The sequence below is a fragment of the Chryseobacterium piscicola genome, assembly GCF_900156685.1.
GTDB lineage: Bacteria > Bacteroidota > Bacteroidia > Flavobacteriales > Weeksellaceae > Chryseobacterium > Chryseobacterium piscicola.
In genome coordinates, this window is record NZ_FTOJ01000002.1 from 110,222 (window position 1) to 133,046 (window position 22,825).

Consider the following 22,825-nt stretch of genomic DNA (forward strand, 5'->3'; position numbering starts at 1 on the left):
GATGAGCTTTAACCTAAAAGCACAACAGAAATTCAGCGATTTCAAAAAAGAAAAAACATACATTCAGACCAATCATGTTTTTTACAAACCTGGTGAAGAAATGTATTTTAAAATTTACATCGTTCAGGCAGAAAATCAACTTCCTGCTGATTTGTCTAGTGTGGTAAATTTTGAATTGGTAGATCCCAGCGGAACCGTCGTTAAGAAAGACAAATACGAAATTAAAAACGGGCATGCAGAGGGTTCTTATTATTTCGGAAATGATGTGAAAGGTGGAATTTACAAAATAAGAGCCTATACTGATTGGATGCAGAATGAAATAGGAAAAAATGGGTTTGAAAAAGAAATTACAGTACAAAAAATAGTTTCTCCAAGAATTTTAATGAAACTCGATTTTCCTAAAAAAGGCTACGGAGCAGGTGATGAGGTCTTGGCTGATTTCTCGATGCGAAGTCTGAGCAATTTTCACATTCCTTTTTATGAAGCCAATTTTACGGTGATGCATCAGGGTGAAAAAATAAATGAAGGTACTTTTATTACAGATAAAGAAGGGAAATATGTATTGAAATTTAAACTTCCAGATGTATTGAAATCTGCAGATGCTTTATTAACTATTAAGGTAAATTTTGATGGCTTTACAGAATCTATTTCTAGGAGTATCCCTATCGTTTTGAATAATCTGGATTTAAAATTCATGCCTGAAGGCGGAACTTTCATCAACGGAATTGAGCAGAATATCGCATTTAAAATTTTGGATGAATTTGAAAAACCTGTAGATGCAATTGTAGGAATTTACAATCAAAATCATCAGAAAATAGCAGAAGTTTCAGCCTATAATTTTGGCATGGGAAGTTTTGTTTTTACACCAAAAAATGGAGAAGCTTATTATGCGAAAGTTCTTAAACCTGAAAATATTGCTCAGATTTATCAACTTCCAATTGCACAAAATGAAGGAATTGTTTTAAATCTAAAAAAAGAAAATCTAATTATTATTTTAAACATCAATTCAACTTCAGAAAGGAATGCTGTCATCTCCGGAAACTTTCGTGAGAAGGAGGTTTATTATAAAAATTTGACTTTAAAAAAAGGGTTAAATCAAATTGAAATTTCAGAAAAAGAACTTCCGATTGGGATGTGCAGATTTACGGTTTCAGAAAATAATTTACCGCTTGCCGAAAGAATTGTTTTCGCCAATGAAAACAAGCAGATGAAGGTAAAAGTAACTCCGGTAAAAAAGAATTATTTGCCGAGAGAGAAAACAATTGTAAATATTGAAACCACGGATGAAAATAACAATCCAATTACAGCAAACCTTGCAGTAAGTGTGGTAGATGACAAATTGTGGACGTATGCCGACGATAAGCAAAATCATATACAATCATGGCTTTTATTGGATTCTGAATTGAAAGGTAAAATTGAAAGACCTCAGTTTTATTTTGATAAAAAAGAAGAAAAGGCTACAAAAAGTTTAGATCTTGTGATGCTGACGAATGGCTACCGCTATTTTGAAATGATTCCTGAAGTGGAAAAATCGGCGAAATACAAATATCTTCCAGAAAAGAAAAACCCAATCTATGGAATTGTAGAAGATGAAAACAAAAAACCTGTAGCCGCAGAAGTGTATCTGCTTGAAGGGAAATCTTTAAAAAAGCAAATTACCTCGCAAAACGGTCTGTTTTATTTCACAGATGTAAGTAAGCAAAATAGACCTCAGATTATTGCAAAGTCTATTCTACACAAAAAAGATATTAAAATAAGAATTTTATCATATAAGCTTCAAGTAAATCCGCTTGAAAAACAACAACTTAAAAACATTGATGTTGAAGAGATTATTAAGGAAAACCTAATAAAAGAAAAGCCTAAACCCACATCTCTTAGTAATTCAAAATCTGATACATTATCAAAACAAAGCAATATAGGCGAAGTGGTTGTTACCGGCGCAATGGGAATTTATAAAAAAGATTTTGCTGCAGCTAGTATACAACTTGTAAATAATAATGAATTAGAAAACAATAATGCCATCATGAGTTTGCAGGGTAAAGTGTCTGGACTAGAAATTTCACCTGCTGGAAGTGCTGGATTTATGGGACCTACTATTACAATTAGAGGTTCAAAAAGTATATCTGGGAGTAATGATGCTCTTGTAGTTATTGACGGTGTAGTTTCTAGTGCATCTGCCTTGAATAGCCTTTCTCCCAAACTTATTAACGGTATATCTATCCTTAAAGGTGCGAATGCTTCAGCCTTATACGGAAGTGATGGGGCAAACGGTGTTCTTATCGTCACTACAATTAAAAACAGAAGCGAAATTTTAAATATCGATATTACTCCAAAACCACAATATGCACTGTTTCAGATTCCTTACAATAGCCTTAATAGCTACGCCTACAGCCGAAATTTTGCCTATCCCGAATACAAAACTACCAATACCACTTACCGCCACGATTATCGTGAAACCTTGTATTGGAACCCCATTGTAGAAACCGACAAAAACGGTAAAGCTCAGATTGAATTTTATCAGTCTGATGCCAATTCAGCTTTCAGAATAATGACCGAAGGAATTTCCGCAAAAGGTTTAATTGGAAGAGATGAAACTACCTACGCAGCACAGAGCTTGATTTCCATTGACGCAAAAATCCCACAATACCTAACGAGAACAGATAAAATGACCATTCCTGTGGTCATCAAAAATAATTCATCAGAAACGAAAACTTTAACGCTCAATGTGATTGTTCCAAATCATATTAAATTGATGAAAGCGGATAGTATAATCACATTAAAACCTTTGGAATCCGGACGGTTATTTGTGACAATGCAGACCGATCAACTCATCAATTCTAATATTCAGTTTGCTGTAAAATCTGGTGACTTCAGAGAAACGCTGATTTTGCCTTTGAAGGTTGAGGAGAAAGGTTTTCCACATTACTTTACTATTATCAACAATAAAAACGAAACTTTTAAAATTAATGTTCCGGAATACATCAACGGAAGTTTCCTGTCTTCGTATTATGTGTATCAAAATTCTGCACTTCAGATGTTTGAAGATCTAGAAAGGCTGAAAAGAGAACCGTATGGCTGTTTTGAGCAGCTTTCTTCAACGGTTTATCCTAATGTTTTTATCCTAGATTATTTAAAATCTATAAAGAAAATCGATGCGAATACAGAATCTACGGTGATCAGAAATCTAAAAAAAGGTTATCAGAAAATGATTTCTTATAAGAATATAGATGGAGGTTTTTCCTATTTCGGAGGAAACGAATCTGATGTTGCATTGTCTGCCTTTGCACTATTGGAATTTAGAGATTTGAAAAAATATGTGAATGTAGATGCAAAATTAATTCAGAATCTTACCTCATTTATTTTGTCTAAAAAAAATGCAAACGGACTTTTTGAGGTCAGAAAAAATAATGAATTTAAAACCCAATATTCCGAGTATTCATGGTCTAGAAACATCTATGTTTTGTATGCTTTGTCGAAACTTGGTTTTAAAAATGAACTTCTTCAAAACTACGATTACAGCTTAAAAAGAGTTTTGGCAACCAAAGATTCTTATCAGTTGGCGTTAATGGCAAATACGGCAAAAAATTTAGATAAAAAAGAAGATTACGATGTTTTGATTACCATTTTGAATCAACAATACGAATCGAAAAATGTAAAAACCCAAACCACATTCACAGGTTCAGGAGGAATTTCTGCCAATGCGGAAACGCTTTCGTTGTATATCATGGCATTGCAAAAAAACGAACTGGCAAATCAATTGAAAATTGCCGAAGTAGCAGACGAATTGATTAATTACAACGGTTATTATGGCTTTGGTTCTACTCAGGCAACTGCTTTGGCTTTAGAATCACTTTCTGGTTTCTTTGCCAAAAATGAAAAATTGTTCGGAACAGATAAACCAACAATTAGGGTAAATGATGTGGCTGTTTTGGATAAGAATATCAGCTTTTCAACGGCTTTCAAGAAAGGAGAAAATGATGTGAAGGTGGAGTATCTCAGTAAAAAAGGTTTGCCATTCAAGTTAGATTATCAATATTATACTTTAGAACCTCCAAAAAGTGAAAATATTCTGGTGAGTTTAGTTATAAAGTTGAAATCTGAAGTTTCAAAAGTAGGAGAAACCAATAGAATGACAGTAACCGTAAAAAATAAAATCAACGGAGATTTGCCAATGGTCACCGCAAAAATCGGGATTCCTGCAGGGCTCACTTTACAAAATTCTTTGCTTAAAGATATGGTCGATAAAAAGCAGGTTTCTTATTACGAAATATTTGATAATTATTTGGTTTTGTATTGGGAACATTTTGACGCCAATGAAACGAAAACAATTAATTTAGATTTAAAAGTAGAATTTGCAGGAGAGTACACTGGGAAAGCAAGTAATGTTTATCTTTATTACATTCCAGAATCTAAATTCTGGAATGAGGGAATAAAGGCAATTGTTGAACCTTAAATTATAGATATTACACTGTAACATCAATAGGAGTGGGCTTCAGCGCTTTCTATGTAACAATCAGCAAAAACTTAAGTAGATAATAATTTACCATTGTCCGCACTCTGTCTTCATTATTGAACTTTGTATTTCTTTGTTAATTTTACGCCTAGGTATAACTTACAGAACGGTAAAGATTTTATATTCTTTGTCATTGTTGTCCGATAAAAATCGTAAACTAATTGATGAATCCTTTATTTTTAGGATAAATTGACAGGCGCTCCTCTGGAGCTTTGTTTTTGTCAGCTTTACTTTTTTCTATTAACAGTAAATCCCGATGGGATTAAATACGGCTCCATTAGAAGCAAACTGTTAATAGAAAGTGATCTTTATTAGAAATTAAGCTCCTTAGGAGCGACATGTTAATTTTATTTTTTATAGGACAACAATGATTCTTTGTCTCACTTTACTTGAAATTGAGTATTATTAAAATTGATTTTATGGAGAACAGAATTATTTTAAAATAAATTTTCAATAATTATTGAAAATTCAAAAACTATAAGTATATTTGTAATAGAAATTTAAACAAAACGAAAATGCAACTTTCAGAAGCCAAAGAAAAATACATTCAGACTTGGGGAACATTTGCTACGAGTTGGGGAATCAACCGTACAATGGCACAAGTTCATGCTTTGCTTTTGGCTAATGGAAAACCGCTTTCCACCGATGAGGTAATGGAGCTTTTAGAAATTTCAAGAGGAAACGCCAATATGAATCTTCGTGCATTAATGGATTGGGGAATTGTGAAAAAAGAATTCATCAAAGGCGACCGAAAAGAATATTTTACTGCTGAAAAAGATGTTTGGTTTTTATTTAAACAAATTACAAAAGAGCGTAGAAAGAGAGAAATAGAACCAGTGGTTGCTTTCTTGGATGAATTAAAAAATATTGAAGACAATGATTCTGCTGAAGCAAAAGAATTTATAAAATTGATGGAAGATTTCAGTAACGTAACCAGTAAAATCAATAATATTATGGATCTTGCCATAAAAAGTGACGACCATTGGCTGGTTGGGAAAATAACCAACTTATTAAAATAGAAAGGACTTCAAAATCCTTTTTTATTTCAAATAAACTTTCAAAAATTATTGAAAGTATAGTAAATTAAAAACAATTAATCAACTCATAAAAACTTCAATCATGAAACAGAAAATTTTAATTACAGAGCTCGCTTTACAGCTATTATTAAGTGTAGGATGTTTGATGTATCTCATTTACGATTACGTTCATAAAGATATCATCAGTGAAATTTTCATAGCTCTATTCTTTGTGGGAGCCGCAAATTTAGCGGGTTTTGTGATAAGAGTATCAATTGTAGCAAGCAAATTCCATAGATATTATTTTTTCGGAGTATTGGCTTTTTTCCTTTTACTGTACACCTTAGTTAAGGTTGATGTTAAAATGGATTATACACTAAATTATATGGTAATTGGAGGTGTACTTTTCAATATTTACTACTTGTATTATGGATTTCTTGTGATAAAAAAAATATCAAACCAAGTAAAATTGATTGATTAAAAATGGGTTTTTTATTTCAGATAATCTTTCAATAATTATTGAAAATATAATAATTATAAAATGTTTAATATTATTTCATATATCATTTTCCTGGCCATCACTTCGTATATCACGGTCGATGTGGGCAGAAGGTGCTTCAATTCAGGAAAATTGTATTTGGAATATTTGATAAAAGACAAAGATTTTTGCCTCACGGTCAACAGAATTCTTCTGGGAAGTTACTACCTCGTCAATCTGGGTTATATCTCAATAAGTTTAAGCTTTTGGGGCAAAATTTCAAGCATCGAGGAACTAATTTATACCCTTTCCAATCGCATCGGAACCATTGTTTTAATTCTCTGTGCATTACACTTTATCAATATGCTCACTCTTTTTGTTTTAAGAAAAAAATTAACAATAAAATAAAATTATCATGACAGCAACTATCCTTACCCAAACGTACAACTTTTCAGCGTACATGATCTACTTACCAATCGTCATCACGCTCACTGTGCTGGTTTCACAATTTCTGTTTAAAAATTCAAAAACATTTATGATTGATATTTTTCATCAGAAAGAAGATATTGCAATGGCAACAAATTCACTCTTTAAAATTGGGTTTTATCTTTTAAACATCGGGTTTGCCCTTTGTATTATTGAATTTTTTCAAATAGAAACTGTTGAAAGACTTGTCGTTGCTTTAAGCAAAAAAATCGGTGGATTTTCAATTTACTTGGGAGTAATGATGCTTTTGAACTTACTGCTTTTCCTGAAAGGTCGAAAACATGCCATGAATAAAGATAAAATCCAAAATGAAGAAACTGCTTAATTGTAATTTTAAAATTGAAAATCATGAAAAATTTAATCATTCACATTTTCCTCATTTTTTACTTCGGAGGAAAAACCAAAAGAATCAACTTTTAAAATTGGATTTTATGGTTACTTTTCTGAAAATTGATTACAAAATTCAATTTTTCGGATTGATAATCTTACCCATTGCCTATGCTCTGTACAGTTGAATAACCAAAGGATTCTTTTTTTAGAGCTTTTGTATTGATATCGGTTTTACAGTAGCAGATATGCTAATAAAAGATTGATGCTGAATTATAAAAAACGAATTTGTAAATCTTTAAAACATCAGCACATTTTCAGACAAGAAGGTAAAATTACATTCATGATCCACATTTTTGAATTTGAATCACCCTGTGGAATAATTTCCTGATTGAAAGAAATAAATTAATAAAAACTGCCGAAGAATCTCTAAAATTCCCAAAGTAGAATCAAAAAATAATGCATAATTTGAAAAACTTTTGCGCTATTTGTGCTTAAACATTAATTTAGCAAAAACTAAAACTTTATGTTAAGTAAAAAAACGAAAACCTTTTTTTTCTCGTCACTTTTACTCTCATCTACATTTTTTTCGCAGGCTCACAATGTTTCAGAAGGTTACCAAAAACCGACTGATCCACTTGTCGTACAAAATCTTGAAAACTGGCAGGATTTAAAATTCGGACTTTTCATGCATTGGGGAACCTACAGCCAATGGGGAATTGTCGAAAGTTGGAGCTTATGTCCGGAAGATGAATCGTGGACGCAAAGAAAACCCGAACACGGAAAATCTTACAATGAATATGTGAAAAACTATGAAAATCTTCAGACGACTTTCAATCCTGCTCAATTTAATCCACAAAGATGGGCAGATGCCACAAAAAAAGCGGGAATGAAATATGTGGTTTTCACTACGAAACACCATGATGGTTTTGCAATGTTTGATACCCAACAGTCTGATTATAAAATTACTTCTTCAGAAACTCCTTTCTCCAAAAATCCGAAAGCGGATGTAACGAAAGAGATTTTCAATACATTTAGAAATGAAGGCTTCAAAATCGGAGCTTATTTTTCAAAACCCGATTGGCATTCTGATGATTACTGGTGGCCTTATTTCCCGCCAAAAGATAGAAATGTAAATTACGATCCCAAAAAATATCCAGAAAGATGGGAGAATTTCAAAAAATTCACCTTTAATCAGTTAAACGAAATCACCTCAAATTATGGTAAAATTGATATTCTTTGGCTAGACGGAGGCTGGGTACGCCCTTTCAAGACCATCGATCCAAAAGTAGAATGGCAAAGAACAATCAAGGTAGAACAAGACATTGATATGGATAAAATCGGAACAATGGCTCGCAAAAACCAACCCGGAATTATCATAGTAGACCGCACCGTTCCCGGAAAGTGGGAAAATTATGTGACACCCGAACAAGCCGTTCCTGAGAGTGTAATTTCAATCCCTTGGGAGAGCTGTATCACCATGGGAGATTCATTTTCGTATGTTCCGAATGATAATTATAAATCTTCTCAGAAAATCATTGAAACTTTAATAAAAATTATTTCAAGAGGCGGAAATTATTTGATGAACATTGCGCCCGGACCAAACGGAGACTACGATGCCCTTGTTTATGAAAGATTAAAAGAAATTTCAGGTTGGATGGAAAAAAATCAGTCGGCAGTTTTTGCGACAAGAGCAATCGCTCCTTATCATGAAGGAAATTTTTATTATACGCAAAGCAAAGACGGAAAAACAGTGAATATTTTTCATTTGGATGAAAAAATAAATTATCAAGCGCCATCTGCACTAAGTTTTACAATTCCTGAAAATTTTAAACCAAAATCTCTGAAAGTTTTAGGTGTAAAAAATAAAATTAAATGGGAAAAGTCGGGTAATTCGATTGAAATTAAATTGCCTGAAGAACGGTTTCAATTAAAATATACAACAGTAATTCAAATCAGTGAATAGTTTAAATCTTTTATTTTTAATGACTTAGGAATTCGAACCATTAAGAAATTTCTACTGTTTGAGTGGCAGCAAAAATTAAACTTAAGATGTAAAAATATTGTCCCCGCCCGAGTTTGGAAATTTTAGGAAGTTTTTTAAAATTTTAGCGGAGAAGTCGAAGTCTTGAATTTTTAGTTCTTTTGCTTCAAGGCAAAAGAATAGAATTTAAATCAAATTATTTTGAAATGTATTATAAAATTAGATATATAATTATAGGAATTTTGCTGTTAAAATTTGGCTTAATTTCGGCACAAAAACCTTTATACAAAGATCCAAAACAAGCTGTAGAAGCAAGAATTCAGGATTTGCTGAAACGCATGACGCCCGAGGAAAAATTTTGGCAATGTTTTATGATTCCTGGTGATTTAGATAATGTTCCCAAAGGTCAATATTCCCACGGAATTTTTGGATTGCAAGTCAGTGCCGGAAATCAGGGCGGTGGAGCTGCCGGACAATTGTTGAAATACAATGCGAATGAAGATGCAGAAATACTGGCGAAAAAAATCAATGCCATACAAAAATATTTTGTGGAAGAATCCCGATTGGGAATCCCAATTATTCCATTTGATGAGGCTTTGCACGGTCTAATGCGGGAAGGAGCAACAGCTTTTCCGCAGGCCATTGGTTTATCAGCAACTTTTAATCCGGAGTTGATGAAAGAAGTTTCCACTGCCATTGCCAAAGAATCAAAATTGAGGGGAATTCGTCAGATTTTAACGCCTGTTGTGAATCTGGCGAGCGATGTCCGATGGGGTAGAACCGAAGAAACGTATGGGGAAGATCCTTTTTTAACTTCCGTGATGGGCCTTAATTTTGTCAGCTCTTTTGAAAATCAGGGAATTATTACCACTCCAAAACATTTTTTAGCGAATGTAGGCGATGGCGGAAGAGATTCGTATCCAGTTCATTGGAGTAGAAGATATTTGGAAGAAACGCATTTAGTTCCTTTCCAAAAAGCCTTTCAACAAGGAAAAAGTCGTTCTGTGATGACTTCCTATAATTTATTGGATGGTCGCCCGTCGACCGCAAATTATTGGTTATTGACTGAAAAATTAAAAAAAGATTGGGATTTCAAAGGATTGGTCATTAGCGATGCAAGTGCGGTAGGTGGTGCCAATGTTCTTCATTTTACGGCAAAAGATTACGGCGATGCTTCTGCACAGTCTATGAATGCAGGTCTAGATGTGATTTTCCAAACTGAATACAAGCATTATGAACTGTTTATTCCTCCGTTTTTGGATGGAAGGATTTCAAGTGAGAGAATTGATGATGCGGTTTCGAGAGTCTTAAGAGCAAAATTTGAACTCGGTTTGTTTGAAAATCCTTATGTTTCTCAAAAAGACATTCATGAATTAAACAAAATCTATCACAAGCCATTAGCGGAAAAGACAGCGGTAGAATCTTTTGTTTTGCTTCAGAATAATCATCAAACGCTTCCCATTTCGGAAAAGTATAAAAAGATTTTATTAGTCGGAACGGATGCTGTTGATGCAAGATTAGGAGGATATTCCGGCCCGGGAAATAAGAAAGTAAGCATTTTGGATGGCATTAAAGATTTCGCTAAAAATAAAAATATCGAAGTCTTTTATTCAAAAGGAATCGACTGGAATTTGAAGACGTTTACTACCGTTCCAAGCGAATTTTTATCTTCCGAAAATCAAAAAGGGCTGAAAGGATTTTACTTTTCCAATTCATATCTAAATGGAAATCCTGCTTTTGAAAAGATTGACGAACAAGTAAGTTTCAAATGGACCTTGTACTCTCCCAATCCTGAAAAAATGCAGCCAGACAATTACAGCATTCGTTGGACAGGGAAAATAGAAGCTCCAAATTCAGGGAAATATAAATTAGGACTACGTGGAAATGACGGTTTCAGATTGTATTTAAATGGAAAATTAATCATTGATAATTGGGAAAAACTAACTTACTCCACCAAAACAGTTGATATCGATTTCATGAAAGCTCAAAAATATGATATTGTTATAGAATTTCATGAAAACCGAGGTGACGCAAACATCGAACTGATCTGGAATTATGGTTTAAATAATTACCAAAAAGATTTTAATGAGGCTTTACAACTTGCTCAAAAAGCCGATTACATCATCGTCACAGCCGGAATTCACGAAGGTGAATTTCAGGATCGTTCTTCGTTGAGTCTTCCCGGAAATCAAGAGGAATTTATTCATCAAGTTTCAAAATTTAATAAACCGACAACAGTTATTTTGGTGGGCGGTTCTGCGATAAAAACTACAGATTGGAAAGACAAAGTAGGAGCCATTTTGGATGTTTGGTATCCGGGCGAAGAAGGTGGAAACGCTATAGCAAAAGTGCTTTTCGGAGCAGAAAATCCTTCAGGTAAATTGCCGATTACGTTTCCGATTGAGGAAGGGCAGTTGCCTTTGACGTACAATCATCACCCTACCGGGAGAGGAAATGATTATCACGATTTGAGCGGCGAACCTTTGTATCCGTTTGGCTTTGGCTTAAGTTATACCACTTTTGAAATTTCTGATTTACGTTTAAACAAATCAAAATTTACCGAAAATGAGACGATTATTGCAAAGGTTAAACTTAAAAATACAGGTTCAAAAGCCGGAAGTGAAGTGGTACAGCTGTATGTAAAAGATTTGGTGGCATCAGTTTCAAGACCAATTTTAGAGCTTAAAGGCTTTCAAAAAGTCTATTTAAAATCTGGTGAATCCAAAGAAATTACAGTCGAAATTCCGGTGAAAGAACTGCAGTTTTTAGATAAGGAAATGAACTGGATTGTAGAAAAAGGAACGTACAGAATAATGGTTGGAAATTCTTCTAAAAATCTTCCACTGAAACAAAATATTGAGGTGAAATAAAGATTTCGACTAATTTTTAAATGATTGTAAGGATAAAAGAATAAGTATAAATGTAGGTCATTCTTTATTAAGTTTACACCTTTGTATAACGTAAAATCAACTATTATTTAAATTTTTAATGATTGTCCGTAATTTATCATCATTGAAAATACTTTGTATTTCTTTGTTAAGTTAACGCCTTTGTATAACTTAAAAACGATCAAAATTTATAATTCTTTGTTTGACTTTGCGTTAAATCAAGAATTATTACAAATTACGGATATACATAAAATTTTTTGTTTGATCTTGCTTTAAATTAAAAAGGATAGATAATAAAGTATATTGATAAATTTTATTTAAAATGTGCAACCGTTTTCTTTTTAGGGAACGGTTTTTGCAATTTTTTAGGCAAAATATTGCTAACACCTCACATCATTTATTGTATGAGAAAATATCTTCTACCGGCAGTTGCAGTGCTGTTTTTAAGCTGTAAAGAAAATAAAAAGCACAATACTTCAGAAACCGAAGTGATTACCAAAACTGATACTTTAAAGCTTCCCGCACCTAACGAGAAAGCTTCGAGAAATAAATTCAGCAATGTCATCGGATGGCCTGCAGGAAAAGCTCCCACCGCTCCTGAGGGATTTACGGTTACCCGTTTTGCGGAAAACATCAAAAGCCCACGAAACATGATTCAGGCTGCAAACGGAGATGTTTTTGTGGTGCTTTCCAATTCTGAACGTACAAAAACAGAAAAAATTAAAAATGACATCAGTGGAAAAAGTGATGCTGAAGTCGACGGGAAATCTGCCAATCGAATTATTTTGTACAGAGATGCCAATAAAGACGGCGTGGCAGAATCATCTTCTGTTTTTCTGGATAATTTAAATCAACCCTACGGAATGTTGATTATCAAAGATCAATTTTACGTTGCCCATACAGATGGACTTTGGGTTTATCCTTACAAAGAGGGTGAAACCAAAATTACAAAACCCGGAAAGAAAATCGTTAATTTACCAGCCGGAGGTTATAATAATCATTGGACGAGAAATTTAATCGCCAATAAAGATCAGTCTAAAATCTATATTTCAGTTGGTTCTGGCAGTAACGTTGGTGAAAACGGAATGGAAAATGAAGTGAGAAGAGCCAATATTCTGGAAGTAAATCCTGACGGAAGCGGTGAGAAAATATATGGATCGGGACTCCGTAACCCTGTCGGCATGAGCTGGAATCCTGTAACTGGTGAACTTTGGACGGTTGTAAATGAAAGAGATGAATTGGGTGATGAGCTTGTTCCGGATTATTTGACAAGTGTAAAAAAGGGTCAATTTTACGGCTGGCCGTATTCTTATTTCGGAAAAAATGAAGACCCTAGAAGAAAAGGAGAAAAGCCCGATTTGGTTGCCAAAACAATAGTTCCTGATGTTCCTTTGGGATCTCATACAGCGTCTTTAGGTTTAGCATTCTACATTGGAAATCAGTTTCCTGAAAAATATAAAAATGGAGCATTCATAGGACAGCACGGTTCATGGAACCATTCTTCACTGGTGGGTTATAAGGTAGCTTTTGTGCCTTTTGCTAAGGGAAAAGCATCTGGAGCATATCAGCCATTTTTGACCGGATTTATTGCGAATAAAGAGAAGGGTGATGTTTACGGAAGACCTGTTGGTGTTTTACAAATTGCAGACGGTTCGCTTTTGGTTGCTGATGATGTAAGCGGAATTGTTTGGAGAGTGGCGCATAATAAAAAGTAAAATATTGTATCAATATTAAATTAAGTCTAGAAAAATTGAGATCAAATTTTGTGGTATGAAATATGCAAGATTCACTTTATAAACAATTGAAATTTTTAAATTTTAATTATTAAAATTAAGCAACATGAAAAAGGTTTTTATATCAACCGTTTTATTAGTAGGTTTATCATTCAATGCTTATGGGCAAAGGCGTCCTCCAAGACCGCCCGTACCGCCACATCCATCTAAAACCCAGATGGCAAATAGTAAAGCAAGTGAATTGGATAAAAGATACAGAGCAGAAAAAAAACTGATAATAAATCATCCGATTGCCACGAAGAGAATGAAAAATAATCAATTGAAAGCTTTAAATTTAAGGTATCAGAATGAAAAGAAGTTGTTGCGAAGTGCAAGATAATTGATGAGATATTTAATTAAAATATTTAAATAATACAAAAGAGAATGCAAAAGTGTTCTCTTTTTTGTTTTTAAATTAAATTTATAAAATTTTTCCAAAGCATCGTTATATCCAATTGTTGAAACACTAAACATCCAATATTTTTCCGTAAATTCGCATAAAAATTTTAAGCTAATGAATTACGATATTATTGTCATCGGAAGTGGTCCTGGTGGATATGTTACAGCAATCAGAGCGGCACAGTTGGGTTTTAAAACTGCAATTATCGAGAAAGAAAATTTAGGAGGAATCTGCCTTAACTGGGGATGTATTCCAACGAAAGCTTTATTGAAGTCGGCTCAGGTTTTTCATTACATCAATCACGCTGAAGATTATGGTTTAAACAAAGTGGAAGCTAGTTTTGAGTTTCCAAATGTAATCCAGAGAAGCCGTGGTGTTGCCTCTAAAATGAGCAAAGGAATCGAGTTTTTGATGAAAAAGAACAAAATTGATGTAATTCTTGGCACAGCTAAAGTTCAGAAGGGTAAAAAAGTTTCTGTAACTGATAAAGAAGGTAAAGTAACTGAATACACAGGAACTCACATTATCTTGGCTACAGGAGCGCGTTCTAGAGAATTGCCAAACTTACCACAAGACGGTAAAAAAGTAATAGGATATAGACAGGCATTGTCTCTTCCTGAGCAACCAAAATCTATGATTGTTGTAGGTTCTGGAGCTATAGGAGTAGAATTTGCTGATTTCTATAACACAATGGGTACGAAAGTAACAGTAGTTGAATTCTTACCAAACATTGTTCCTGTGGAAGATGAAGAAATCTCAAAACACTTGGAGAAATCTTTGAAAAAAACAGGGATCGAGATCATGACCAACGCATCTGTTGAAAGCGTAGACACAAGCGGAAACGGTGTGAAAGCGACTGTAAAAACAGCAAAAGGAAATATCGTTCTTGAAGCTGATATCTTGTTATCTGCTGTCGGTATTGCTGCAAATATCGAGAACATTGGTCTTGAAGAAGTGGGCATACAGACAGATAAAGGTAGAGTTCTGGTAAACGAATGGTACGAAACTTCAGTTCCTGGTTACTACGCAATCGGCGATATCATCCCTACTCAGGCTTTGGCGCACGTTGCTTCTGCAGAAGGAATTACTTGTGTAGAAAAAATCAAAGGAATGCACGTTGAGAAAATCGACTATGGGAATATTCCGGGATGTACTTACTGTCACCCTGAGGTAGCTTCTGTTGGTCTTACAGAAAAGCAGGCTAAAGAAAAAGGGTACGAAATCAAAGTGGGTAAATTCCCTCTTTCTGCAAGTGGAAAAGCGACTGCCAACGGAAATACAGACGGTTTCATCAAAGTAATTTTCGATGCTAAATATGGCGAATGGTTAGGTTGCCACATGATTGGTGAGGGCGTTACCGATATGGTTGCTGAAGCCGTTGTTGCAAGAAAACTGGAAACTACAGGTCATGAAATCATCAAATCTATTCACCCGCATCCAACAGTTTCTGAAGCGATTATGGAAGCTGCAGCCGCTGCTTACGGTGAAGTGATTCATATTTAATTTTAAATCATTTATTTAAATATAGAAACCACAGATTCGTCTGTGGTTTTTCTTTTTTACCGAAATGTTTTTTTGGGATATTCATCAATATACTCTAATCAAAAAGTCTTTGTGGTCTTGGTAAAGTGTCAAAGCCTTTATGAGCTTTAAAAACGGTTAGATAGGAAAAAAAACTCTGTGTGCTCTGTGTTCAAATTATGTATGATAATTAAATTTTTTTCTTACGTTATATTTTATTTCAGTTATTTTCTTAATTTTATTCGGTAAATAAACTACAAATTAGAATAAATTATGTTTAAAAAATTAGCTGCTGAAGCTTTAGGATTGGGAGATATAGGTAAAATTATCCCGGCTCAGGATTATGACAAAGTAGACTCTGATGATTATATTTTGTCTGAGGATAACGAGAAAATTTTCTTTTTAATAAAATCTAGAAGAGACGAATATTGCTTTACCAACCGAGCCTTGATTCACATCGACGGTGCAAGTGCGATTGACAGAAAAAGAATTTTGAGAAGATATGAATACTATCAGTTTCCTTTTTCAAATGTAACCTTACAAACTGCCGGAACCATCGATTTGGATGCAGAAATTTCATTTAATATCGGGGCTGTACCCTTAATGATAAGCGTTGCCAAAGCTCAGATTGATCAGTTGAAAGACTTATACAAAGCACTTTTGGCGATTCAGCAGGAAGTTCATCACAATCATTCATTGCTGAATTTTTCCAATGACAGTATTTTGAAAGCCATTGGAAGTGTAGCTTCAGGAAAACAGGAAAATGTTTCTAAAAGTCAGGAACTAAAGGCTATCAACGAATATATTTTCGCATGGAACACCAACAGTTTCGACCGATACACTCAGAAAGATTTTTCTAAAATTTTTGAGAAGTATATTAATAATTAAAGTTTCGAGTCTACATTATAAACTAAACCACGGACATTGTTCGTGGTTTTTTTGTGAAATTTCAGAAAAAGCGTGTGGAAATTCTCATAATAAACTATTGGAAAAAATATTTTTTTATAAACTTATAAAACACTTTTAATAGATTTATTTTCTGTTTTTAGTGTTTGGATATGAATGAATAAGCTAAAAATCACTTCACAAAAACATCTGTAAACTCAAAAGTTCCACCATTAAACAAACCTTTATCGCTCAGTTTCAGTTCCGGAATAACCAAAAGTGCCATGAATGATAAACTCATGTAAGGTGCTCTCAGCTTACTTCCGAGTTCTTTTGCGCGTCGGTCTAGTTTGATGTATGAAGCAGCCACTTCTTCAGCGGGAAGATGGGTCATAATTCCTGCAATGGGTAATTCTAAAACCAATTCTTCAGTTGATGTGGCAAGAGAAATTCCGCCTTTTGCTTTGATGATGGCGTTTACAGCTTTGCAAATGTCATCGTCATTTGTTCCTACAACCACAATATTGTGACAATCATGGGCAACACATGATGCAATAGCGCCACTTTTTAGACCAAAATTTTTAATAAAAGCGGTTGCAACTGATGCGTCATTATAGCGGTTTACAACAGCAATTTTCAAAATATCTTCATCAATATTAGATTCTGCTAAACCGTTTATTACTAAAGATTTCGATTGTATTTCATGTGTAATGAGCTGTCCGTCTAGAGCTTCTATCACACGAATGGTGTCGCTTTCATTTTTAATTTTAAAATCGGAAGGCTGCTTTAAATTGCAATTAAAATTATTTACAATAGGAGCTTCCACTGATTGAATTAATGATTCTCCATTCTCGGCAACCAAATCGCCTTTGATGTAAGTTTTTAAGATATTAAAATCTTCTACATTATCTATTTCAATAAAATCTGCATTGTCGCCCACTTGTAATAAACCGATGGGTAAATTGTAATGTTGAATTGCGTTGTAAGATGCTGTACGAAGGACGTCGTATAAATAGTTACCAGCTTTCAAAGCGCGTTTTACGTGATCGTTGATGTGAGATTCAATTAAATTATCGGGATGCTTGTCATCGCAGCAAAACATAATCTGCTCAGGAAATTCTTTCAGTAATGGAATTAAAGTTTCAAAATTTTTGGCAGCACTACCTTCTCTGATCATTATTTTTACACCATGTTTCAGTTTTTCTAAAGCTTCGGTGTAACCAAAACATTCATGGTCTGTGGTAATTCCTGCATTGAAGTAGGTTTTCATTACGTCACCCATGAGTCCGGGAGCATGACCATCAATTGGTTTATTGTGTTTTTTGGCAGAGGCTATTTTCTTTAAAACTTCTTCATCGTTATAAATTACACCCGGAAAATTCATCATTTCAGCCAAATAAACAATCTCTTTTCTGCTCAATAATTGGTTAATACCATCAGAATCTATTACAGCTCCTGCAGTTTCAAAATTTGTTGCAGGAACGCAGGATGGAGCACCAAAATAAAAGTGAAAAGGAACTTTCTGAGCATTTTCAATCATATAATCCACGCCGGGAATGCCCAGAACATTGGCGATCTCATGTGGATCGGAAATAGTTCCTACCGTTCCGTGTTTTACGGCTATACGGGCAAACTCTGAAGGAACGAGCATGCTGCTTTCAATGTGAACGTGCGCGTCGATAAAGCCTGGTAAAATAAAAGTGTTTGGTGTTTCCTCAATTCTATTTATTGAATGGATTTTGTTGTTTACGATTGATACTTCTGCAGGATACGTTTCTCTTGAGATAATATCTATTAAATTTGCTTTAACTGTAAATTCCATTTTTGGTGATTAAAATAAATAATTGCTAATCGTGAAATTAGGAATTATAATTGGATTTTACTCTAAATTAAATTTTGAATATTGGTGATTTAAGAATTAAATTATTTCAAATACAACTTCATTCTCGCTTCATATTCCGGTTTTACTTTAATGAATTTCCAGATCTTTTTATCATCCGGATTGCTGATCCGAAAATAAATAATCTTATCGGCTGAGTATTTAAAGTAAGGGTGGTTTTTCAACCAATCTTCAGGTGCTTCTGCAAGTGAATATTTCTGTACCTTGGAAACATCAAGAGGAGCTGAGTTGACCAGCTTTTGTGTCAATTCCTTATCAATATTATAAGTATCTAAAATTTGTTCTTTCGTGACAAATCCTCCCAGTTTTTTTCTGAAACCAACAAGTGAACCAGCCGCTTTTTCATCAAAACCATATTCTATAAGTTGCTTAAATGTGATTGAATTTAAATCTATTTTAGAAAAATCTGTTGCATTGTTTTCAGAATTTTTTGTCGCAGAAGGTTTTACGTTTATAATTCTGATGAAAGGTTTCATTTCATTAAACTTATCCTCATTAATTACAAAGCAAGCCTTTATGTCTTCAAGGTTTTTAAAACTTCCTTTTAAATTTCTTTCCTTATAGTTAACAATCACGTTCGCTTGCTTTTCAGAAAAACCCAAGTTTTGCCAGCCTTCACGATCCAATGCGTTTGGATCAAATGGTTTATAATTTATTTTTTCTCTAACTGTATCTCTTTTAAACCTATTTTTAACAAAGTTTTCAGGAGTTTTTGCTGGAAGAATAAGATAAGGCTCCAGTTTTTTGTAATTTTCGTCGCTGATGATAAAGCATTCGCTGAATTTCTCTTTGCTCACAAAACTTCCTCCCAGAAATTTTTTATATTTTAAAATTGCTTCCGCCTGTTTTTCAGAAAAACCCATATTCTCCCAATGGGATTGAGAGTAATGATTAGGATTGAATTTTCCGGCAATAGTAAGTTCTTTTTTGTTAAATTTTGCGTTTTCAAACTTCAGTGATTCTCCTGATTTACTGGTTTCGGGAAGCAGTAGGAAAGGGGCAATCTCATTGAATTTTTCTTCTGAAATTGAATAACATTTCTTCAGTTGTTCTTTAGAAATAAATCTTCCACCCACAATTTTTTTATACTTTAAAATAGTAGCAGACTGCTTGTCTGAAAATCCTAATTTTTGCCATTGATCGGCAGAAAGTTCATTAGGATCAAATTCTGAAAGTGACATTGTAGCCAAAGTTTCAGTTTCAAAATGCAGTGCAGGGAATTTATTTTCTCTGGTATTGGCGTACTTACTGTACATAAAAAGTACTGCCAAAAGCATTGCAAGAATTGCAGTTTTTTTATAATAATTATTTCTCATCATTTAATAAAATTAAGAATATTTTAAATTAAAAAATGCATTTATTATGATTTATTTTCAAATATAGGGTTGTTTTATTCTTAAGACATTTAGTAATTCAGATTTCAAAAATTCCAAAAGTTTGTATTGTTTTGTCATTATCCTGAATTATAAAAAATTTAGAATTAGTTTTTGATAAAGATTTGCCAGCAAAATTAATAACTGTAGAATCGCTAATTAAATCCGATGTATCTCTGTGTAGAAAAAAATAGATATTTTTAAAACTTTTCCAATGATGAGAAATGAATGTTAACCACTCATTTTTAATGCAAAGTTTTATTTATTTATTCTTTAGGGGAATAAATTTTTTGGTTTAGATGTGGCAAATAAGTAAAGTTGTTTCTTAATGAATCACTTTGATTAAGAATAGAATACAACGCAATAAATAATAAAAAAACAAAATTTATGGATGCTTTTTTATATTCCTATTGTTTAGTAACATATCAAAAGACTATTCTTTTTCATTTAATGTAAGAGAATCTTTTAGCTTTAGAAGTTCTGCTTTTACAAACTCGAGACGATCAATCAGGGTAACGGTTTCAGAAATTTTAGAATTGGTTGTTAATGCAATTTTGGCTCCGTCAAGCGTGTAGCCTTTCTCTTTTACCAGGTGATAGATAATTTGGAGGTTTTTGATGTCTTCCGGAGTGAAGTATCGGTTTCCTTTTTTATTTTTTTTAGGTTTAATAATAGGGAATTCTTGCTCCCAATATCTTATCAATGAAGTGTTTACATTAAATGCTTTGGCGACTTCGCCGATAGAGTAGTAGAGTTTATCTGGTAGATTGAGCTTCATTGTAGTGATCCTGAAAATTCAAAGGTAATTATTTTTTAAGCTAGGGTACAAATACACGTTGTAAAATGTTCAGTTTAAATGTATTTTTGTTTTCTTTCACACTTAATAAAATCAGGATGAATTCTATTTCGGTATTGCATATTACTCTTTTCCAGTCAGAGAAAAACGCGCCAGATTTTTATTTTAATACTTTAAGAAATCATTTAGTTTCAAGCCATAAGCATATTGAGAAGCCGCATCGTCATGATTTTTATGTTACAGTTATATTTACAAAAGGGCAAGGAATTCATGAGATAGATTTTCAAAAATATGAAGTTTCTGAAGGGAGTTTGTTTTTTCTTTCACCGGGGCAAGTGCACAGTTGGGAACTTTCTGCGGATACTGATGGGTATATTTTCTTTTTTTCTCAACTTTATTATGAGATGCATTATGTGAATCAAAAATTAAAAAACTTTCCATTCTTCAATTCACCAAGCTTTCCTAGGAAGCTTCAGGTACATTCGGAAGAGTTGGAACACATGATTCATCTTTTTAAAGCAATTGAAAACGAGCATTTGTCTAAAAATATGATGAAACATGGCTATATTCTTTCATTGATTACCCAAATTTATATTCATTCGGTGAGAGGTTTTTCTAAAAATGATAATGAAGCTCCGGTTGCCGGTATGTCTTATTTTAAACATTACCAAAATTTTGAAAATTTATTGGAAGAGTTTTTTGCATCACAGAAATCTATTTCTTATTACGCTTCAATGATGAATATTTCACCAAAACATCTGAATAGAATTACACAGACCGTGATGCAAAAAACGGCTTCCGAGATTATTACTGAAAGAGTAATTTTAGAAGCCAAAAGAATGCTCATTTATCTCGATGAAAGTTTGGTGGAAATAGCATTCAGGTTAGGTTACGAAGAGTATTCTTATTTTGCAAGAGTTTTCCGTAAAAATACTGCCATTACACCCTCTCAATTTATTAAAAATTATAAAAATTAAGTTTTATAGTAAAAGTTTAAACGGTCCTTCAAACGTTGTTTCGTAAGTGTCTAAAATCTCTCCTTTATCATTTATTACAGCAATGGTAATGTTTTTTTTGGAAAATTCAACGTCTTTTTCTGGGAAAGAAATACTAATAGAACCTTTCAAAATTTCATCTCCTTTTAAAATAATTTTGCTTGAGCTAGAAGAAATAACTTCGGCATTTTTAGGATAAAGTACTTGTATAGAAACTACTTTCTTTTCATTAGTTTTATTCAGGAAAGTATACGTAAAATTGTTGACGATTTTTCCATCTCTAAAGAAAAACGTTGATCCTGCAGGTTTAATAAACTTTGCCTCCATAGAACCTCTGTCATTTAATAGATAGCCTAAAAAACCGATAAGTAATCCTAAGAAAATAGTGGTAATAAGCATTCTTGAGGTAATACCAGTTTTTTTTCCTGTTTCAATTTCTGTTTCTGTGGCGTAGCGTACCAATCCGGTTGGCAAACCTACTTTTGTCATTACTTCATCGCAGGCATCAATGCAGGCAGTACAGTTGATGCATTCTAGCTGCTGACCGTTTCGGATGTCAATTCCTGTAGGGCAAACCACTACACATTGTCCGCAGTCGATACAGTCTCCTTTTGATACAGCTTTTCGGTTTTCCCCGTTTCTCCACTTTGCTCTGTTTTCTCCTCTTTTTGTATCGTAATAAACATTGATGGTTTGCTTGTCTATCAAAACGCCTTGTAATCTTCCGTACGGACAAATCAAGGTGCAAACCTGCTCACGTAACCAAGCGAAAACAAAATAAAAAACCAAAGAGAAAGAAAGCATCGAAGTAAAATGTATGGAATGTTCTAATGGGCCTTCTTTCATAATGCGAAATAAATTTTCATAGCCTACGATGTACAAAAACATGAAATGAGCAATAATGACCGAAATCATAAAGAAAACAGACCATTTTAAAACTCTTTTTTTGATCTTTTCATAATCCCAATTTTGTTTGTCGAGTTTCATCTGTTTGTTTCGGTCACCTTCGATAAGATATTCAATTTTACGGAAAACCATTTCCATAAAAATGGTTTGCGGACACAGCCATCCACAAAATATTCTTCCGAAAACTACGGTGAAGATCATCACAAAAATTACAGAAATCACTGCACCCAAAGCTAAAATAAAGAAATCTTGTAGATAAAATGATTGCCCTAAAATAAAAAACTTCCTGTCTAGAAGATTAATGAGGAGAACAGGATTGTTATTAATTTTTAAAAAAGGTATTGTGAAAAATAAAGCCAATAGTATATAGCTTGTGTAATCTCTATAATTGGTGAATTTCCCTTTAGGTTTTCTCGGGAAAACCCATTTTCTTTTTCCGGAATCATCCATTGTTCCTACAGAATCTCTGTACGCTTCGCCATCACTTCCTGGGATTTTTATGTTGCCATGCTGAATACTCATCGTTGAATTTTATTTAATTAAAAGTATTTTTGGAGGATAATCAATTGTTTTTTAAATAATTTT

At 33.5% G+C, this 22,825-nt stretch carries 15 protein-coding genes; 11 read left to right on the forward strand and 4 right to left on the reverse strand.

Going from position 1 to position 22,825, the window contains the following annotated elements:
- Position 1: 1 nt before the first annotated feature.
- The 10 genes from BW939_RS04535 to BW939_RS04590 all read left to right on the forward strand — a co-directional run bounded on the left by BW939_RS04535 (position 2) and on the right by BW939_RS04590 (position 16,273).
- The gene (locus tag BW939_RS04535) at positions 2-4,453 is read left to right on the forward strand and encodes a TonB-dependent receptor plug domain-containing protein (RefSeq protein ID WP_076450310.1); all 4,452 of its coding nucleotides are present in this window, start codon (positions 2-4) and stop codon (positions 4,451-4,453) included.
- 575 nt (positions 4,454-5,028) lie between these two features.
- A complete protein-coding gene (locus tag BW939_RS04540; protein WP_076450312.1) occupies positions 5,029-5,532 on the forward strand; it encodes a GbsR/MarR family transcriptional regulator in 504 nt (167 codons plus the stop codon).
- A gap of 100 nt (positions 5,533-5,632) precedes the next feature.
- Positions 5,633-6,010 carry a hypothetical protein gene (locus tag BW939_RS04545; RefSeq protein WP_123891532.1) on the forward strand — a complete coding sequence of 126 codons (378 nt, stop codon included), beginning with the start codon at positions 5,633-5,635 and terminating at the stop codon, positions 6,008-6,010.
- A 412-nt stretch (positions 6,011-6,422) separates the two neighbouring features.
- Positions 6,423-6,818: a hypothetical protein gene (locus BW939_RS04555; RefSeq protein WP_076450316.1), complete on the forward strand. Its 396-nt coding sequence runs from the start codon at positions 6,423-6,425 to the stop codon at positions 6,816-6,818.
- A gap of 528 nt (positions 6,819-7,346) precedes the next feature.
- Positions 7,347-8,786, forward strand: coding sequence for an alpha-L-fucosidase (locus tag BW939_RS04565; protein WP_076450319.1), 1,440 nt, complete (start codon positions 7,347-7,349; stop codon positions 8,784-8,786).
- Positions 8,787-9,010: 224 nt separating this feature from the next.
- Positions 9,011-11,674 carry a glycoside hydrolase family 3 N-terminal domain-containing protein gene (locus BW939_RS04570; protein WP_076450817.1) on the forward strand — a complete coding sequence of 888 codons (2,664 nt, stop codon included), beginning with the start codon at positions 9,011-9,013 and terminating at the stop codon, positions 11,672-11,674.
- 422 nt (positions 11,675-12,096) lie between these two features.
- Entirely contained in the window at positions 12,097-13,407 is a 1,311-nt protein-coding gene (locus BW939_RS04575) for a PQQ-dependent sugar dehydrogenase (RefSeq protein WP_076450321.1), read from the forward strand.
- A 124-nt stretch (positions 13,408-13,531) separates the two neighbouring features.
- Positions 13,532-13,804, forward strand: a complete 273-nt coding sequence (locus BW939_RS04580; protein ID WP_076450322.1) for a hypothetical protein — start codon at positions 13,532-13,534, stop codon at positions 13,802-13,804.
- Between the two features lie 174 nt (positions 13,805-13,978).
- Positions 13,979-15,367 (forward strand): dihydrolipoyl dehydrogenase, encoded by a 1,389-nt coding sequence (gene lpdA, locus BW939_RS04585; protein WP_076450324.1) that lies wholly within the window; start codon positions 13,979-13,981, stop codon positions 15,365-15,367.
- 291 nt (positions 15,368-15,658) lie between these two features.
- Entirely contained in the window at positions 15,659-16,273 is a 615-nt protein-coding gene (locus BW939_RS04590) for a PH domain-containing protein (protein ID WP_076450325.1), read from the forward strand.
- Between the two features lie 190 nt (positions 16,274-16,463).
- Here the strand turns inward: BW939_RS04590 and ade are convergent, their stop codons facing one another.
- The 3 genes from ade to BW939_RS04605 all read right to left on the reverse strand — a co-directional run bounded on the left by ade (position 16,464) and on the right by BW939_RS04605 (position 20,321).
- The gene (ade, locus tag BW939_RS04595; RefSeq protein WP_076450327.1) at positions 16,464-18,092 is read right to left on the reverse strand and encodes an adenine deaminase; all 1,629 of its coding nucleotides are present in this window, start codon (positions 18,090-18,092) and stop codon (positions 16,464-16,466) included.
- Positions 18,093-18,193: 101 nt separating this feature from the next.
- Entirely contained in the window at positions 18,194-19,489 is a 1,296-nt protein-coding gene (locus BW939_RS04600) for a ComEA family DNA-binding protein (protein ID WP_228417128.1), read from the reverse strand.
- Between the two features lie 487 nt (positions 19,490-19,976).
- Positions 19,977-20,321: a MerR family transcriptional regulator gene (locus tag BW939_RS04605; protein WP_076450328.1), complete on the reverse strand. Its 345-nt coding sequence runs from the start codon at positions 20,319-20,321 to the stop codon at positions 19,977-19,979.
- A gap of 65 nt (positions 20,322-20,386) precedes the next feature.
- On the opposite strand from BW939_RS04605, the gene BW939_RS04610 reads away from it, so the two are divergent.
- Positions 20,387-21,316, forward strand: coding sequence for an AraC family transcriptional regulator (locus BW939_RS04610; protein WP_228417130.1), 930 nt, complete (start codon positions 20,387-20,389; stop codon positions 21,314-21,316).
- 3 nt (positions 21,317-21,319) lie between these two features.
- Here BW939_RS04610 and ccoG read toward each other — a convergent pair whose 3' ends face one another.
- Entirely contained in the window at positions 21,320-22,762 is a 1,443-nt protein-coding gene (gene ccoG, locus BW939_RS04615; protein ID WP_076450330.1) for a cytochrome c oxidase accessory protein CcoG, read from the reverse strand.
- Between the last annotated feature and the right edge of the window lie 63 nt (positions 22,763-22,825).